This window comes from bacterium, assembly GCA_016703265.1.
Taxonomy (GTDB): Bacteria; Krumholzibacteriota; Krumholzibacteriia; order LZORAL124-64-63; family LZORAL124-64-63; genus CAINDZ01.
The window spans coordinates 422954-440167 of the sequence record JADJCK010000001.1 but is presented as its reverse complement, the minus strand read 5'-3'; the positions used below and the strand labels follow the sequence as shown (position 1 = coordinate 440167).

At 64.0% G+C, this 17214-nt stretch carries 7 protein-coding genes, 2 tRNA genes and 3 rRNA genes; 10 read left to right on the top strand and 2 right to left on the bottom strand.

Annotated elements, in window-relative coordinates; translation table 11 throughout:
• The first annotated feature begins 605 nt into the window (after window positions 1–605).
• The 10 genes from IPG61_02005 (at window position 606) to IPG61_01960 (ending at window position 13345) form a co-directional block, all read left to right on the top strand.
• Window positions 606–2170, top strand: a 16S ribosomal RNA gene (locus tag IPG61_02005).
• A gap of 118 nt (window positions 2171–2288) precedes the next feature.
• A tRNA-Ile gene (locus tag IPG61_02000) sits at window positions 2289–2365 on the top strand.
• 11 nt (window positions 2366–2376) lie between these two features.
• Window positions 2377–2452: transfer RNA gene (locus IPG61_01995), tRNA-Ala, on the top strand.
• A gap of 122 nt (window positions 2453–2574) precedes the next feature.
• Window positions 2575–5570 (top strand): 23S ribosomal RNA (locus IPG61_01990).
• Window positions 5571–5699: 129 nt separating this feature from the next.
• Window positions 5700–5815 (top strand): 5S ribosomal RNA (gene rrf, locus IPG61_01985).
• Together the 16S, 23S and 5S rRNA genes with 2 tRNA genes alongside form the textbook arrangement of a ribosomal RNA operon.
• Before the next feature lie 199 nt (window positions 5816–6014).
• Window positions 6015–8297 (top strand): acetate--CoA ligase family protein, encoded by a 2283-nt coding sequence (locus IPG61_01980; GenBank protein MBK6732864.1) that lies wholly within the window; start codon window positions 6015–6017, stop codon window positions 8295–8297.
• On the top strand, window positions 8294–10078 hold the full coding sequence (gene sppA / locus IPG61_01975) for a signal peptide peptidase SppA (GenBank protein ID MBK6732863.1): 1785 nt from the start codon (window positions 8294–8296) through the stop codon (window positions 10076–10078). The genes IPG61_01980 and sppA overlap by 4 nt, the downstream gene beginning before the upstream one ends.
• A gap of 154 nt (window positions 10079–10232) precedes the next feature.
• The gene (locus IPG61_01970; GenBank protein ID MBK6732862.1) at window positions 10233–11828 is read left to right on the top strand and encodes a hypothetical protein; all 1596 of its coding nucleotides are present in this window, start codon (window positions 10233–10235) and stop codon (window positions 11826–11828) included.
• A 21-nt stretch (window positions 11829–11849) separates the two neighbouring features.
• The gene (locus IPG61_01965; protein MBK6732861.1) at window positions 11850–12563 is read left to right on the top strand and encodes a CpsD/CapB family tyrosine-protein kinase; all 714 of its coding nucleotides are present in this window, start codon (window positions 11850–11852) and stop codon (window positions 12561–12563) included.
• Window positions 12564–12853: 290 nt separating this feature from the next.
• The gene (locus IPG61_01960) at window positions 12854–13345 is read left to right on the top strand and encodes a hypothetical protein (protein MBK6732860.1); all 492 of its coding nucleotides are present in this window, start codon (window positions 12854–12856) and stop codon (window positions 13343–13345) included.
• Window positions 13346–13728: 383 nt separating this feature from the next.
• Here the strand turns inward: IPG61_01960 and IPG61_01955 are convergent, their stop codons facing one another.
• Complete coding sequence (locus tag IPG61_01955) at window positions 13729–15285, bottom strand: MFS transporter (protein MBK6732859.1); 1557 nt, start codon at window positions 15283–15285, stop codon at window positions 13729–13731.
• A gap of 155 nt (window positions 15286–15440) precedes the next feature.
• Window positions 15441–17141, bottom strand: coding sequence for a glutamate formimidoyltransferase (ftcD, locus tag IPG61_01950; protein MBK6732858.1), 1701 nt, complete (start codon window positions 17139–17141; stop codon window positions 15441–15443).
• Window positions 17142–17214 lie beyond the last annotated feature (73 nt).

The following is a 17214-nucleotide window of genomic DNA, read 5'->3' as shown; positions in this document are numbered from 1 at the left end:
GCTCACCGCGGCAGGTGGACACAATAAGCGTGCGGCGGCGGCGAAGTCCATTGCGGCCTGCGAACAGTCCCTGACCCTCCGGAAGTTCCCGCGGCAGATGCTCCCCGTGCCAAAAGGCTCTCCGGGGACCCCAAAACCACCGCCGCGCCAGCTCGACCAGTGTCCCCACCCGCGGCCAATATGCGATTTGAAGCCCATTTAGCGCCTTTGCCGGGTTTCGGTAAAAAAACTACAAAATCCTTTTGACAGGCATCCGATGTGCACATAGATTCCGCCCCGTTGCCCTGGTTTGCATTCGTGCAGACGGGGCAACCGCTTCCTGCAGTGGCTCTTGAGCCGCGACGGGAAAGCGGCTCGGCTCCGAAAAAAAGTCAATTTTCCAGTTGACTCAGCTCGGTGGCTAGAGTACATTGCCTCCCCTGCCAAGGGGGCCGACGGCAACGACTGCTCGGCACAGCTCTTTGACAACGGAATAGCGTGCGATGGCCCGAATGCAATACCGAGCCGTCTGAATCGATCCGCCCGGCTTCGGCCAGGCGCAGGCGAGGCAGTCGGCGGTTTCAATTGCGCTAAAACAGGAGCGAAGCTTCTGTTGTTATTTTTTGACAACGGAGAGTTTGATCCTGGCTCAGAACGAACACTGGCGGCGTGGTTTAGGCATGCAAGTCGAACGTGAAAGTTTCCTTCGGGAAATGAGTAAAGTGGCGAACGGGTGAGTAACGCGTGGGAAACCTTCCCTTCGTTGGGGGATAACAGTTCTAACGAGCTGCTAATACCGCATACGACCTTTGGACCGCATGGCCTGGAGGTGAAAGGGGGCGCCCTCTTCGGAGAGCTCCCGACGATGGATGGTCCCGCGTCCCATTAGCTAGTTGGCGGGGTAATGGCCCACCAAGGCGACGATGGGTAGCCGGCCTGAGAGGGTGTCCGGCCACACTGGGACTGAGATACGGCCCAGACTCCTACGGGAGGCAGCAGTCGAGAAGCTTCGGCAATGGGCGAAAGCCTGACCGAGCGACGCCGCGTGAGCGAAGAAGGCCCTATGGGTTGTAAAGCTCTGTCAGATTGGGAAGAAAACCTCGTGATTAATACCTGCGAGGCTTGACGGTACCATCAGAGGAAGCACCGGCTAACCCCGTGCCAGCAGCCGCGGTAATACGGGGGGTGCAAGCGTTGTTCGGATTCACTGGGTATAAAGGGTGCGCAGGCGGCCTGTTAAGTCAGAGGTGAAATCTGTCGGCTCAACCGACAGACTGCCCCTGAAACTGACAGGCTTGAGTCCGGGAGAGGAAGGTGGAATTCCAGGTGTAGCGGTGAAATGCGTAAATATCTGGAGGAACACCGGTGGCGAAGGCGGCCTTCTGGCCCGGAACTGACGCTCAGGCACGAAAGCTAGGGGAGCGAACGGGATTAGATACCCCGGTAGTCCTAGCCGTAAACGATGGGTACTAGGTGTTGGAGGATTCTACCCCTTCAGTGCCGCAGCTAATGCATTAAGTACCCCACCTGGGGAGTACGATCGCAAGGTTGAAACTCAAAGGAATTGACGGGGGCCCGCACAAGCGGTGGAGCATGTGGTTTAATTCGATGCAACGCGAAGAACCTTACCTAGGCTTGACATGCAGGGGACAGGTGTAGAAATACATCCTTCCTTCGGGACCCTTGCACAGGTGCTGCATGGCTGTCGTCAGCTCGTGTCGTGAAATGTTGGGTTAAGTCCCGCAACGAGCGCAACCCCTGTCTTTAGTTGCCATCAGGTTATGCTGGGGACTCTAGAGAGACTGCCGGTGACAAACCGGAGGAAGGTGGGGATGACGTCAAGTCATCATGGCCCTTACGCCTAGGGCTACACACGTGCTACAATGGTCGGTACAAAGGGCAGCAATACCGTGAGGTGGAGCAAATCCCAAAAAGCCGGCCTCAGTTCGGATCGAAGTCTGCAACTCGACTTCGTGAAGTTGGAATCGCTAGTAATCGCGTATCAGAACGACGCGGTGAATACGTTCCCGGGCCTTGTACACACCGCCCGTCAAGTCAACCGAGTTGGCTGCACCCCAAGTCGCTGAGCTAACCCCGTAAGGGGAGGCAGGTGCCCAAGGTGTGGTTAGCGAGGGGGACTAAGTCGTAACAAGGTAGCCGTATCGGAAGGTGCGGCTGGATCACCTCCTTTCTAAGGAGAAGGTCTGAGAGGCCTAGCCTCTCGGGCCAGGTAGATCTGTATTGCTCTAGGCGTCGCACGCTATTCTATTGCCAAAGGCTGGGCCAGGCATTCCAGTCGCTGTTTTGTTGGGCCTATAGCTCAGTTGGTTAGAGCGCACGCCTGATAAGCGTGAGGTCGGAAGTTCGAGTCTTCCTAGGCCCACCATCAGACGTCGCGGGGATATAGCTCAGTTGGGAGAGCGCCGGCTTTGCAAGCCGGAGGTCGTCGGTTCGATCCCGACTATCTCCACCAACCCGTTGAACTGGTTCTTCACAGAACTTGGTTGACGAACCAGTCCAGGCAAACTTGGCAATCTGTTCTTTGACAACCGAATATGGAGAGTAGCACTAAAGAGATGCACTCACACTGCCTTTGGTTAAGTTACTAAGGGCGCATGGTGGATGCCTTGGAGTCGTCGAGCGATGAAGGACGTGGTAAGCTGCGATAAGCCTCGGGGAGCTGCAAACAAGCTTTGATCCGGGGATTTCCGAATGGGGAAACCCACTGCGGGTAAACCTGCAGTACTCTGGCCTGAATACATAGGGCCAAGAGGGCGTACGAGGGGAATTGAAACATCTCAGTACCCTCAGGAACAGAAAATAACAATGATTCTCCTAGTAGCGGCGAGCGAACGGGGAACAGCCTAAACCGATGCCGTGTCAAGCTGACGGGCGTTGCGTCATCGGTGTTGCGGGACCTTTCAGGGAGCTCCGTTAAGTTCCCAGGGAGTTACAAAGATCAATCATAGCCGAGCGGCCTGGAAAGGCCGGCCACAGAGGGTGACAGCCCCGTAGGCGAAATGGTTGGACCTCCCGAGAGTCATCCCAAGTACCGCGGGACACGAGAAATCCTGTGGGAATCTGGCAGGACCATCTGCCAAGGCTAAATATCCGACGACTACCGATAGTGAACCAGTACCGTGAGGGAAAGGTGAAAAGCACCCCTGGCGGGGAGTGAAATAGTACCTGAAACCATGCGCTTACAAGCAGTCGGAGGGCCTTCGGGCCTGACGGCGTGCCTTTTGCATAATGAGCCGGTGAGTTATCGTGTGCAGCAAGGTTAAGTGTCGCAGGCACGGAGCCGTAGCGAAAGCGAGTCTGAATAGGGCGCGAAGTTGCACGCGGTAGACCCGAAGCTGGGTGATCTTGCCATGACCAGGATGAAGCGCAAGTAACATTGCGTGGAAGTCCGAACCAGGGTGGGTTGAAAACCGCTTGGATGAGTTGTGGCAAGGGGTGAAAGGCCAATCAAACCCAGTGATAGCTGGTTCTCCCCGAAATACATTTTGGTGTAGCCTCGGGAACTGTTAGACGGAGGTAGAGCACTGAATGGGTTAGGGGCCCTAAAAGGTTTACCGACCCCAATCAAACTCCGAATGCCGTACTAATGAATCCCGGGAGACAGGCTTTGGGTGATAAGATCCAGGGCCGAGAGGGAAAGAGCCCAGACCAACAGCTAAGGTCCCTAAATCGAGGCTAAGTGTTGAAGGATGTCGGATCGCACAGACACCTAGGAGGTTGGCTTAGAAGCAGCCATCCTTTAAAGAAAGCGTAATAGCTCACTAGTTAAGCGATCTGGCGCCGAAAATAATCGGGACTCAAGCCTTGTACCGAAGCTTTGGATTCGTGCCTTCGGGCACGTCTGGTAGGGGAGCATTCCGTAGGTGGTTGAAGCCGCGTCGTAAGGCTCGGTGGACACATCGGAAGGGCTTATGCCGGCATGAGTAGCGATAATGCGGGTGAGAAACCCGCACACCGTAAACCTAAGGTTTCCTGAGGAAGGCTCGTCCTCTCAGGGTTAGTCGGATCCTTAGCCGAGGCCGCAAGGCGTAGACGATGGGAATCCGGTCAAAATTCCGGAACCTGTTTTGTTTCGTTTGTACGATGGGGTCACGGAGAAGTGAAAGGACAGCCGGCTGATGGATGCCGGTCCAAGCGTGTAGGCGTGAAGCTTAGGCAAATCCGGGCTTCTAATACGCCGAGGCGTGATGGAGGAACAACCCTTCGGGGGAGCCAATTGTCCCTAATCAGGCTGCCGAGAAAAGCCTCTAAGGAGAGACAAGACAGACCGTACCGTAAACCGACACAGGTGGGTGAGGAGAGTATCCTAAGGTGCTCGAGAGAACCCTGGTGAAGGAACTCGGCAAAATGGCTCCGTAACTTCGGGAGAAGGAGCGCCACAAGTACGTGAAGCGATTCGCTCGTGAAGCAGAAAGTGGCCGCAGTGAAAAGGCGTTGGCGACTGTTTACTAAAAACACAGGTCTCTGCGAAATCGAAAGATGACGTATAGGGACTGACACCTGCCCGGTGCCGATCTGTTAAGAGGAGAGGTTAGCCTTCGGGCGAAGCTTTGAATCGAAGCCTCGGTAAACGGCGGCCGTAACTATAACGGTCCTAAGGTAGCGAAATTCCTTGTCGGGTAAGTTCCGACCTGCACGAATGGTGTAACGATCGACGCGCTGTCTCCACCAGGGGCTCGGCGAAATTGAGTTGGCGGTGAAAACGCCGCCTACCCGCGACTAGACGGAAAGACCCCGTGCACCTTTACTGCAACTTCACATTGGGTCTTGGCATTACTTGTGTAGGATAGCTGGGAGGCTGTGAAACGGGCACGCCAGTGTTCGTGGAGCCAACGTTGAAATACCAGCCTGGTGATGTTAGGATTCTAACTCCGTTCCGTAATCCGGGCGGAGGACAGTGTGTGGGGGGTAGTTTGGCTGGGGCGGTCGCCTCCGAAAAAGTAACGGAGGCGCGCAAAGGTTCCCTCAGCGTGTTTGGTAATCACGCGACGAGTGTAATGGCATAAGGGAGCTTAACTGCGAGACCTACAAGTCGAGCAGATGCGAAAGCAGGTCATAGTGATCCGGCGGTCCCGCATGGAAGGGCCGTTGCTCATCGGATAAAAGGTACGCCGGGGATAACAGGCTGATCTCCCCCAAGAGTCCACATCGACGGGGAGGTTTGGCACCTCGATGTCGGCTCATCACATCCTGGGGCTGGAGAAGGTCCCAAGGGTTTGGCTGTTCGCCAATTAAAGTGGTACGCGAGCTGGGTTTAGAACGTCGTGAGACAGTTCGGTCCCTATCTGTCGTGGGCGCAGGAGATTTGAAGGAAGCTGTCCCTAGTACGAGAGGACCGGGATGGACGTACCACTAGTGTACCAGTTGTCTCGCCAGAGGCAGTGCTGGGTAGCTATGTACGGCCGGGATAAACGCTGAAAGCATATAAGCGTGAAGCCCCTCCTGAGATAAGAACTCCCGGACGAAAGTCCCTGAAGGCTCGAGGTAGACTACCTCGTTGATAGGCTACAGGTGTAAGCGCAGTAATGCGTTCAGCCGAGTAGTACTAATAAGCCGTGCGGCTTAATCATCTCCTTTTCTTCGGAAAAGGGGCGGGTGGATGTGATTGGATCTCGTGTTACTCTCCATATTCAGTTGTCCAAGGACAACTCCGGCGGGCGCCGTCCTCGAAAGAGGCGCGCCGCAGCCGGAGATTGATTTTCGGCGGCGATAGCGCGCGGGCACCACCTGTTCCCATTCCGAACACAGAAGTGAAACCGCGTAGCGCCGATGGTACTGCAAATTTCTTTTGTGGGAGAGTAGGACACCGCCGGATTCTTAAAGACCCCCGACCGCAAGGTCGGGGGTCTTTCTTTTTGCCCCCGGGCCCCGGGTGGGCGCAACGAGAGCCTCCGTCCATCAGGTCGGGGGCTTTTTGCATATGGCGCGGATCGTGGTTGGGCTTCCGGCATTCCCCGCGTATCTTACCAGCCGGCGCGTGGTTGCGTGAGGGCGCGGGAAAGAAGGAGCTGGGGATGAGCGTGAGGGCGGCGGTCGGGCTGTTGGCGGAACTGGCGCAACGCCAGGCAAAGCCCGGTGGGGCGGCATTCCACCTGAATGAATCGGAAGTGTACGCGCTGTGGGCCGCGCTGGGGCTGCGCCACGGCGCTTTCTCATATGTGCCGGCGAGCAGTGATCTGGCCGATTGGGCGGCTGCTGCAGCGCGCCTGGCCGATGGCGAGGGACGGCTGGTCCTCAAGCTCGTGGGACGCGACATCCTGCACAAGACCGAAGCTGGCGGTGTGCGCCTTCTCAAGCTGGCAGCGGGCAGCGAGGCTGCCCAGCTGGCGGCACAGGGGCGCGACCTGCTGGCCGGCGCGCAGTCGCGCGGGGTGCATGGCGTGGAAGGGTTGCTGGCGGCGGCGTTCGTGCCGCACGTGGCCAATCGCCCCGGCCAGGAAGCCCTGCTCACGCTGCGCCAGGATCCGGCGTTCGGTCCGTGCGTTGTCATTGGTGTCGGGGGCACGCTCACCGAGTGGCACGGCGCCTCGGGCTCGCTGGTGCTGCCGGCGGCGGGCCTGACGACGGCGTCTGTCGAGGGCGCGTTGCTGGCCCATCCGCGGCTGGCGCTGCTCGTGCGGCCTTCGCGGTTGTATGCGGAGCCGCCGTTCGCGGTTGCCGAACTCGCGGCCGCGGCCGCGGCGCTCGCGGCCCTGGGCGAAGCAGCGGGGCCGGGCAGTGACCTGCCGTGGACGCTGGAGGAACTCGAGGTCAACCCGGCGGTGGCCGGGCCCGACGGGCTCACGGCGCTGGACGGTGTGGCGAGGGTGTCGCGGCGCAAGTGGTCCGGGCGGCGGCGTCCGCTCGAGCGTGTGAAGGCGCTCATGGACCCGCGCAGCGCCGTCGTGTTCGGCGTGAGCGCAAAGGGGCAGAATCCCGGGCGCATCATCCTCGAGAACCTCGGGGCTGCGCGGTCGGTGGCGAAGGACCGCTTGTATGTGGTGCATCCCACGCAGACGGAGATTGCCGGAGCGCCGTGCTTCCCCGACGTCGCCTCGCTGCCCGAACGCTGCGACCTGGCCGTGATCGCGCTGCCGGCGGCCGACGCGGTCGGCGCCGTGGCGCAACTGGTCGAGCACGACAAGGCAGCGGCCATCATCCTGAACCCCGGCGGCTTCGCCGAGGCCGGGCGCGGCGACCTGGCGGCCGAGATCGAAGGCACGCTCGCACGGGGGCAGGAACGTCCCGGCGGCGGCCCGGTGCTGGTGGGCGGCAACTGCCTGGGCATCGTCAGCCGCGACCGCTACAACACCTTCTTCCTGCCGGCGTACAAGCTGCCGTTCCGCAGCGGGCCGGGGCGCAACCTGGCGCTGGTCAGCCAGTCGGGCGCGTACCTCGTCACGTTCACGAGCAACTTCGACGGCGTGATCGAGCCGCGCTGCTCCATCAGCTTCGGCAACCAGATGGACCTGACGGTGAGCGATTTCCTCGCGCACTACATCGAGGAACCCGAGGTGGATGTGTTCGCCTGCTACGTCGAGGGCTTCCGCGACGGCGACGGCGCCCGCTTCGTGGAGCAGGCGCGCAAGGCGCGGGCGCGCGGGTTGCGCGTAGTGATGTTCAAGGCCGGGCGCACGGCGCTGGGCGCGCAGGCTGCAGCCAGCCACACGGCCTCGCTGGCCGGTGACTACGCCGTGGCCAGGGCCTGCCTGGAAGACGCGGGCGTGACGGTAGCCGAGACGCTGGACGAGTTCGAGGACCTGATCCGCACGTTCACGCTGCTGTCCGGTCGCCCTGCGCGCGGGCGGCGGGTCGGGATCATCAGCAATGCGGGCTTCGAATGCTCGACGGTGACCGACGAACTGGCCGGGCTCGAACTGGCCACCCTCGACGAGGCCGCGCGCGCGGTCCTCGACGCTTCGCTGCCGCCTTTCGCCCATCGCCTGAACCCCGTCGACGCGACGCCGATGGCCGATTCGCGCGCTTTCAGCGACTGTTGTGCGGCGATCCTGGCCTGTAGCGACGTCGATGCCGGGCTCTTCTCGGCGGTGCCCGTGACCGGGGCCATGGACACCCTACCCGCCGACCCGGCAGGTTTGCACCGGGAAGACATTGCCGGTCCGGACAGCCTGGCCTCGCGGTTGTTGAGGGTCATCGAGGCTTCCCCTAAACCGACGGTCGTGGTGGTCGATTCCGGAGATCTCTACCAGCCATTCCGCCGCTGTTTCGAAGCGGCGGGCGTGCCCGTGTTCCGCAAGATCGATCGCGCTGCGCGCGCGCTGTCCGCGTACTGCCGCGGTCGGGAAGGCAACCGATGAGGAAGTTCTGGATCGTCTTTATCGTGCTGGCCGTGATCGTCGGCGGCGGGTTCGGCTTCATGTGGTACGTGATGCAGGGACTCGAGGAACACGTGTCGGTGGACGGCGGCGTCCTGGTCTGGAAGGTGGAGGGCGGCTTGCCGGAGGAACGCGACGACTCGTTCTGGGGCCAGGTCCGCGGCAGCACCGAATCCACGTTCTCCGAGACGCTGTTCGGGCTCTTGCGCGCGGCGAAGGACGAGCGCATCACCGGCCTGGTGCTGGATATCCGGGCGGCAGAGTTGGACTGGGCCAAAATCGAGGAATTGCGCGGCGCCATCGGGACCTTCCGTGAACAGGGCAAGCCCGTGGTGGCGTACCTCGAGGCGGGATTCACGCGCGACTACGCGCTGGCGACGGCTGCCGACCGCATCGTCCTGGCGCCCGAGGCCAACCTGATGGTCCTGGGCCTGTCGGCCGAGATGGCCTTCCTGAAGGACACGCTGGCCAAGCTGGGCATGGAAGCCGATTTCGTGCATGTGGGGGCCTACAAGTCGGCGCCCGAGCGCATGACCCGGTCGTCGGCCTCGGATGCGAACCGCGAGATGGTCGAATCGATCGTCGGCGACCAGTTCGACGCGCTGCTCGACATGCTTGCCGACGGTCGCGGCGCCGACCGCGACGAGGTGGAGCGCTGGGTCGACCAGGGGCTGTTCGACGGGCAGGGGGCCGTGGCGGCCGGCCTTGCCGACACGCTCATGTACTACGACGGCATGATGGACTACGAGTTCCCCGACGACGACGTGACCTTCCTCGAGGACTACCTGCTCGAGTCGCCGCGGCAGACGCAGGCGGCGGGCAAGGTGGCCATGGTGTTCGTCACCGGCGTCATCATGCCGGGCGAAAGCCGCTTCGACAACCTGCAGGGCAAGATTGCCGGCAGCGAATCGATCATCGAGGACCTGCAGGCGGCCGCCGACGACGAGTCGGTCGACGCCGTGATCCTGCGCGTGGACAGCCCGGGCGGCAGCGCGCTTGCCAGCGACCTGATCTGGCACGAGATCGTCGAGTTGCGCAAGGAGAAGCCGGTTATCGTCTCGATGAGCGGCATGGCAGCCAGCGGCGGCTACTACGTCGCGTGCCTGGGCGACTCGATCTTCGCCGACAAGGGCACGCTCACCGGTTCGATCGGCGTCTTCGCCGGCAAGATGAACCGCCAGGAGATGTACCGGAAGATCGGCGTCAACCGCGAGTTCGTCACGCGCGGGGAGAACGCGCTCCTGTTCAGCGACGAGGGCGTCTTCACCGATGCGCAGCGCACGCTGTTCCAGGCGCAGATGGACGGGTTCTACGAGCGCTTCCTGGGCAAGGTGGCCGACGGCCGCAAGCTCACGCGTGACCAGGTACACGAGGTGGCGCAGGGGCGCGTGTGGACCGGCCGCCAGGGCGTGGAGCGCGGGCTGGTGGACGGCGTGGGCGGGCTCGAGCGCAGCCTGGATGCGGCGAAGCGGCGCCTGGGTGTCGACACCGAATCCCGGGTGACCGTCCTGACCTATGTCGAGCCGATGTCGTGGATGGAAAAGATGCTGCTGCGCTCCCTGCGTGAAGGCGGCATGACGCGCCTGGCGGCGCGGATGGGCGTGGACGCCGGTGCGGCCGGTCGCGGGCCGGTGGCCGGCGCCGTCGACCTCCTGGCGGGCGGGCTCGCGAGGACCCTGCGCGACGACGGCACGCTGGCCGCCGCCGCCATGCTGGACGGGCGGGCGCTGGCGCTGATGCCGGTCTCGATCCGCATCCGCTGAGCCGAGCAGCGAAGCCGCGCACGTCGTGAGCGCTTGCCACGACGGGACTTGTCCGTTAGCCTGACCTCCGTGCCGGGCCTCGGAACGCCTTGCCGTCGCGAGCCCCCGGGCGCGCGCCCGGCGCCGTGGATGGGACGTCGAAGGAGCGAGTTGCATGGATCCGTTTCTCGAGGAACAGGGAGAATCAGGCGGGGGCGGATTCGACCCCATGACGATGCTGCGGGCGTTCTGGCGCCGCAAGCTGCTGTTTATCATCCCGTTCGTGCTTTGCCTGACCATGGCCTTCATCGCCATCAAGACGATGACGCCCATCTACGCGTCTTCCGGCCAGGTCGTCATCAAGGTCAACAGCATGCGCAGCCAGCTGCTGGACGACCCCCGGGCCCGCTACGGCGGCCAGTACGGCGACATGAACGCCATCGCCTACCAGGAAATGAACCTGCTGCTGACCTCGCACGAGTTCCTCGACCAGGTCGTGCGTGAGCTGAACCTGGCGGCGGCCCTGCGGAGCGTCGGCAGGGACGGCACGTCACTCGACGAGGAAGAGGCGATCGCGCTCGCGCGTGGCAAGCTCGCCTCGATGATCCGGCTCAAGTCGGAGGGCAACCGGCTGTTCCGCCTGGAAGTGCGCGACCCGGACGCATCGCAGGCGCATCGCCTGGCCAAGGTCATCCTCGATCGCTTCGTCAACGAGTACCGCGCCAGCCAGACGGCCTCGAACACCAGTACCCGCGATTTCCTGGCCCGGCAGCTCGATCTCTACCAGGGCGACCTGAAAAAGGCCGAGGACGAGTTGAACGGCTACCAGGCGGGGCTGGCCTCGGCCGCGCTGGTCGACAATGCGGTCAACGCGCTGAACATCGGCACGGCCGAGGCGGCGCTGTCGGCGCTGCGCCTGCGCTTCGACGGCCAGGATGCGGCCGAGTTGCGCGACCTCGGTCAGTCGGCCCGCAACGTCACCGGCCAGACGCCGCCGCTGTCGTTCTACCAGGCGGACGGCGGCATCGTCGCCGCGCTGTCCGAGCTCGAGGACCTGGAGTTCCAGTCGCGCCTGGTGGCCACCGGCGACCGCGAACAGCGCGACCTCGAGACCCGCCTGGGGCAGCTCAGGGTGCGCTTGCGGGCGCTGGTCGACTCGCAGGTGGCGCTGCAGCAGCCCTCGCTGAGCTTCATGTCGCGCAACCAGGTGGCGGAGTTCGTCTACTTCTCTCTGTACCGGCAGGGCATGTCCGAAGTGATCCGCCGGCTCGACACCGGCATCCGCGGGTTCCGCAGCTTCACGGCGCGGCAGCCGCAGCAGTCGACCCGCATCGCCGAGCTCCAGAGCGCGGTCACGCGCGCGCGCAAGCTGGTCGAGTCCATCGAGGGCGAGATCACGCAGCACAACCTGAACCTCCAGGCGAGCCTGTCGGAAATCGGCGTGCAGATCCGCATCCGCCAGGAGCCCCAGCTGGAGCTGGCACCGGTCGAGCCGAACAAGATCAAGCTGATGCTCATGGGCGTGATCCTGTCGCTCGGCATCGGCATGGGCCTGGTGATCCTGGCGATCATGCTCGACCGCTCGTTCAGCAATGTCGAGAGCATGGAAAAGATGCTCGGCGTGAAGGTCATCGGCACGTTGCCGATGATCCAGGACGAGCATTTCAAGCGCAAGCGCACGGTCAGGCTGCTGCGGTGGGTGACCATCGTGCTGGGCATCCTCGCCGTGGGCGCCGTGGGCTTCCTCGTGATCTACCCCCGGTTGGGATGATCCGAACACAGGACGGGTGACGTGGCCGAAACCAGGGACCGGGCGGGCAGCGGGCAGATGTTCGACATCGAGTCGCCGATGGCGATCGAGTTGCGCCGCATCATGATCCGCCTATCGCGCAATCTGGACTTTGACCGCAAGCGCACGCTGATGGTGACCAGCGCGCAGCGCGGCGAGGGCAAGAGCCTGTTCTCGCTCCATTTCTCGCTGGTCCTGGCCTACCACCTGGCGAAGCGGATCCTGCTGATCGACGCCGACGTGCGCCGCCCGGTGCAGCACGCCGTCTTCGAGACCGAGCTGGGGCCGGGGTTCGCCAACGTCCTGGCCGGCGAGCTTCCGGCCGCCAAGGCCGTGCACAAGACGCGCGTCAAGAACCTCGATTTCCTCTCTGCGGGCACCGCCGGCGGCCATGCCAGCCGCCTGTTCGGCGACAGCCGCGTCCGCAAGCTGGTCGAGGAGCTGCACGGCACCTACGACATCGTGCTCCTGGATTCGCCGCCGGTGGTTCCCGTGAGCGATCCCCTGCACTACCTCGACGCCGTCGACGGCTGCCTCTACATGGTCATGGCGGGCCAGACCCCCAAGGACGTCTCCAAGCGCGGCGTCGAGATCCTGCGCAGCGCGGGCGCCAACATCCTGGGCGTGGTGGCGAACAACCTGGGAGAGGTGCTGCCGTACTACTACGACCAGAAGTATTACGGGTACGAGGGGTCGAAGAAGGTCAGGAAAGCTTAGGCTGCGGCACGTGGGTGAATGCTGAAGTGGGTTCCTGGGCTTAGCGCGCCGCGGCGGCGCGATGCGCCCAGGAACCCACTTCAGCATTCACCCAGTGGCACCCTAAACCTTCTCGCCTTCGACCGCCCCAGTTGCCGTCGTGAGTTTTCTGAGCATTCTGGGAAGAGATTCGGGAGGCGGTCACCGACACTTCGTGCTTTTCGCATTTTTATGGGTGCGGCGGCGGTATGGCATCGGAATGGGAGACGCGTATGGGGAGCAGCGCTTCCGGCAGACGGCGGCGGGGCTGGATGGTCCTGATGGTCTTGTTTGCGGGCGTGGGCTTTCTGCCGGTCGTGGCGCGGGGCGCGCCGCCGGCGACCGCCGGGGAGTTCGATATCGAGGACTACCTGGTCCGGGATGATATCGCAGCGGCGGCAGCAAGCATGCGCGCGGATGCACTTGCCGTGGGGTTGGATACCTCGCTGGTGCCCGTGTGGAGGAATGTCAGGGCATTTGCAGATACCGCGTCGGGGGAGCTCCAGGTGTCCCCGAACGGATTCCGCCGGATGACCATCGACATGCGGAACGATTCCCTTGCCCGCCGATTCACCGACGCCAAGGCCAGTGGCATTGCCGGCGCCGTATGGACCGTGGTCATGGTCACGGTGCGCAATCTTTCCATCGATGAGACCGCGACTAGTTCGGCTGGATTGCGGAGATCGCACCCGAAGCGAAGCACGATCCGAACTGCTCTGAATCGCCTTCCGGGGAATACGATATCTTCGTGTTCGGCTCCGTAACCGCCGAATATACCCGTGAACTGGAGAGCCGCGGACTCATGGTGGAAAGCTCTTGGAGTCATTTGAATGGCGTAACCATTCGCGGCGCCTGGGACCGGGTGCGTATCCTGCCGTCACTGTGGTGGGTGCGATTCGTGATGGGCAACCATGTCAGTGCTGTCCCCGCCGACTAGACACGTCTGAACGGGCCCGATTCGTCCCCGCCGAGGGCCGCCGAAGGCACCCCCAATTCCCCGCCAGCGACTGCCATTCCCAGGTTTCCTGCCCAAGCTCTGGACTTTGACGCTGCGGCGCAGGTGGAAAAGGGAGAGGCCGGGCGCATCGCGTCGCTTCGACGCGCTAAGCCCGGCCTCTCCCTTTTCCACCTGCGCCACACGGCACCGTCAGGCCTTGGTCTTGAAATCCTTCCCGACCCAGGCACGAGCCATAACCAGCAGGATGGGCGAGACCATCGCCACGAGGGCAAAGATCATCCACATCGCACGCGGGTCCTGCTGGCCTTCGGCCGGCACGTACTTCTGCAGGGCCATGCCCGAGTACAGCGGCACCAGCATCTTGGTCAGGAACCAGGGGAACTGGGCCACGCCCATGTAGGCGCCGGTGCGGCCCTCGGGGGCGATCTCGGCGGCATACTGCAGGAAGCGCGGCTGCCACATCGCCTCGCCGATCGTCATGACCAGCAGGTACGCCAGCAGGGTGTAGATGTTGGTGCCCATGGCCAGGAGGAAGGCCGGCACGGCCATCACGAAGGTGCCGGCGATCATCATGCTGTAGACCTTCTTCTGCTGCGTGATGGCGGCGACCATCGGCACGGCGACGAAGATCAGGATCGGGTTCAGGTTCGAGAAGAACTCGAACTTGTCGCTGACGATGCCGCCGGCGAAGGCGCGCTCGAGGTACTGCGGCAGGATCAGCCAGTTGTACGTGAACAGCGTCTGCACGGGAATCAGCGCGAAGATGAAGAAGAAGAACTTGGAGTCGGCCAGCGGGTGGTTGGCCAGCCAGACGTTCGCCTTGCGCAGCGGGCCGGGCGCGGCGGCGAGCAGCGCGAGGAAGCCCAGCATCGCGGCGGCCACGGTATAGCCGTACGGGCGCGGCAGGAACAGGCAGCAGCCGGCCACGACCACCAGGGTGGCCCACAGGTGCATGGGGACCTTGCGGCCTGCGTCGATGGCGTTCTGGGCGATCTTGGCGGCGGCGGCCTTGGCGCCGTCGGCGTCGTTCTCCTGCTCGCGACGTTCGCGGTCGGCGCGGGCGATGGCCTCGGCCTCGACCTTCGGCGTCAGGATCAACCAGGTGGTGACCAGGCCGGTCACTGTCAGGCCGGTGTAGACCCAGAAGGCGCCGGTGATGCCGATGGCCTCGCGCACGAAGCTGAAGAACGAGGGCAGCCAGCCACCGAGGTTCATGAGCGCGTAGAGCATGGCGTAACCCATGCCGGCGGTCTTGGGACTGGTGTACTTGCGGACACCGGCGTAGGCGGCCGGCTGGTACATGCCGTAGCCGAGCACCACGAGGAAAATGCCGGCCATGGTCATCCAGTGCATGCCGCTCCACAGGCCGGTCTCGGGGAACACCAGTGGTGCGGCGGACCAGACGATGCGGCCGGCCAGCAGCAGCACGAACGCCCAGAGGAGCGTCGTCCGCACGCCGCGCTTGTCGGCGACGGAGCCGAAGAAGAACATCGAGATCGTGATGCCGGCGGTCAGCACCATGACCATGTGATGCGAATGGATGTCCGGGTTGGCCACGCCCTTGAACACGAAATCCGAGAAGTGCATGGCCAGGTAGCCCAGCATGCCGAAATAGACCCAGCCCTCGAGGAAGTAGGCCAGGTTGATGCCCCACAGCGCGCGTGGGGCATGGACCAGGTCGACGAATGGCTGGGTGATCTGCTGCCAGGGAGACTGCTGGGGATTGTTGCCGGGTACCGAGGCCATTTCCAGTCGCCTTTCGCACAAGCGGGAGTGTCGGCGGGCCGCCGCGGCGGACGCGCCATCTTAGGTCGCGGGGAGGGGCCGCGGCCAGTGAATTATCCGCTGCCGGCAGGGCGCCCCGGGGGTGGGCGCCCGTCCAGGCCGGCAGGTCGATCCCGTCAGCCGGCCAGCCGGCGGCGCACCGAGGTCCGGATCGCCGCGGCTGCCGTCTCGCAGCGGGCCAGGGCGGCGTCGGCGCGCGGGCGCAGGTCGGCGGGCGCGGCGGCCTCGGGCAACTCGGCCAGGGCCGCGAGGTTGATCAGGACGTTGTAGTAGGCGCCCTCGGCGCCGGCCATCAGCGTCAGCGCCGCGACACCGGCGTCCGACAGGCTGTTGGCATTGCCGTGCTCGGCGACTTCGGCGGCCAGGTCAAGTGCGGCAGGCACCCTTTCCAGCACCGACAGCGGCACCATGGTGGCGCGCAGCGTGGCCGCGGCCACGGCAGTGTTGCGGGCGGCGGCTTCGGCAGGCGTGGCCTTGGGCAGCCCGAATGCGGCCATGACGGCGTTGAAGGCCGCGGTGTCGTCGTCGATGGCCGCGAGGAACGCATCCTTCAGCGCCTGGGCCTGCTCGGCCAGGTCCTTCATGCTCTCCCACACGGCGGCGTACTTCTTCTTGCCGACGGTGAGGTTGGCCACCATCGCGGCCAGTGCGGCGCCCTGGGCGGCGCACAGCGCCGCCACCGAGCCACCGCCCGGCGCCGGCGAGTCGGTTGACAGTTCGTCGACGAAGGCGCGGTTGGTCATCGAGACCAGCGGGCCGTCGACCAGGCCGGCCTGGTACTCGATCACCTTGTCGTTCGGGTCGAAGGGACCCAGGTCTCGCAGGCCGAGGCTCTGGATCGCGGCCTCGATCAGGTGGCGGCGCGGCACGCCTGCCGACTGCCCCGCCCGGCGCAGGTAGAACCGGCCGGCGGCCAGGAGGTCCGCTTCGGGCACCAGGCCCACCAGCTCGCTGCCGGTCACGCGGGCGCCGCGGTCGCGGGCGCTGGCTTCGCAGGCCTCGAAGGCCTGGTGCGGCTTGGTCACGTCGGTGTTGACGAGGTTGATCGAGATCTGCGCGCGCTCGTAGGCCGGGATGTACCAGCCGACGGCCTTGCAGGCGGGCAGCCGGTACGGGCCGGGCTCCAGCACCTGGTTGCCGGCGGCGTCCTTGATGATGTTCCCCTGCGCGTCGCGCTGCGCACGGCCGGCTTCCTTGATGTCGAGGGCCACCTGCGAGGCCAACGCCTTGTCGCGCGTGTTCAGGTTCACGTTGTAGGCCACCAGGAAGCCGCGCGCGGACACGTTCGTGGCGCCGGTGCGCGCCGTGTGCTCGTTCCACGCGTTGGGCCCGAAGTCGGGCGCCCATTCGGCCGTACCCAGTTTGCGCGGCAGCGCCTCGTACTCGCCCTTGCGCACGTCGGCCAGGTTGCGGCGCTCGGGGCGGCTCGCGGCCGATTCGTAGAGGTAGACGGGAATGCCCAGCTCGTCGCCGATGCGGCGGCCGACACGGCGCGCGAGTTCCGCGCACTCCTCCATCGTGATGCCGCGCACAGGAACGAACGGGCAGACGTCGGTGGCGCCGTGGCGTGGATGCGCCCCGTGGTGCCGGCTCATGTCGATCAGTTCGGCGGCGCGCCTGACGACACGGAACGCTGCTTCGGCGACGGCCTCGGGCGGACCGATGAAGGTGATCACCGTGCGGTTCGTGTCGGCGCCGGGATCGACGTCGAGCAACCTTGCGCCTTCGACTTCACCGATGACTGCGGTGACGGCGTCGATGATGCCGCGATCGCGGCCCTCGCTGATGTTCGGTACGCACTCGACCAGCTTCTGCATGCGGACACCTCGCCAGGCCAACGTGGAAGGCGGGCCGCCCGGGGGCGGCGATCCGTTTACGATAACCCGGCCG

What these genes read in the sequence shown, in the direction of transcription:
- IPG61_01980 (MBK6732864.1), top strand. Translation starts at nt 6,015, where the DNA reads ATGAGCGTGAGGGCGGCGGTCGGGCTGTTGGCGGAACTGGCGCAACGC.
- sppA (MBK6732863.1), top strand. Translation starts at nt 8,294, where the DNA reads ATGAGGAAGTTCTGGATCGTCTTTATCGTGCTGGCCGTGATCGTCGGC.
- IPG61_01970 (MBK6732862.1), top strand. Translation starts at nt 10,233, where the DNA reads ATGGATCCGTTTCTCGAGGAACAGGGAGAATCAGGCGGGGGCGGATTC.
- IPG61_01960 (MBK6732860.1), top strand. Translation starts at nt 12,854, where the DNA reads ATGGTCCTGATGGTCTTGTTTGCGGGCGTGGGCTTTCTGCCGGTCGTG.
- IPG61_01955 (MBK6732859.1), bottom strand. Translation starts at nt 15,285, where the DNA reads ATGGCCTCGGTACCCGGCAACAATCCCCAGCAGTCTCCCTGGCAGCAG.
- ftcD (MBK6732858.1), bottom strand. Translation starts at nt 17,141, where the DNA reads ATGCAGAAGCTGGTCGAGTGCGTACCGAACATCAGCGAGGGCCGCGAT.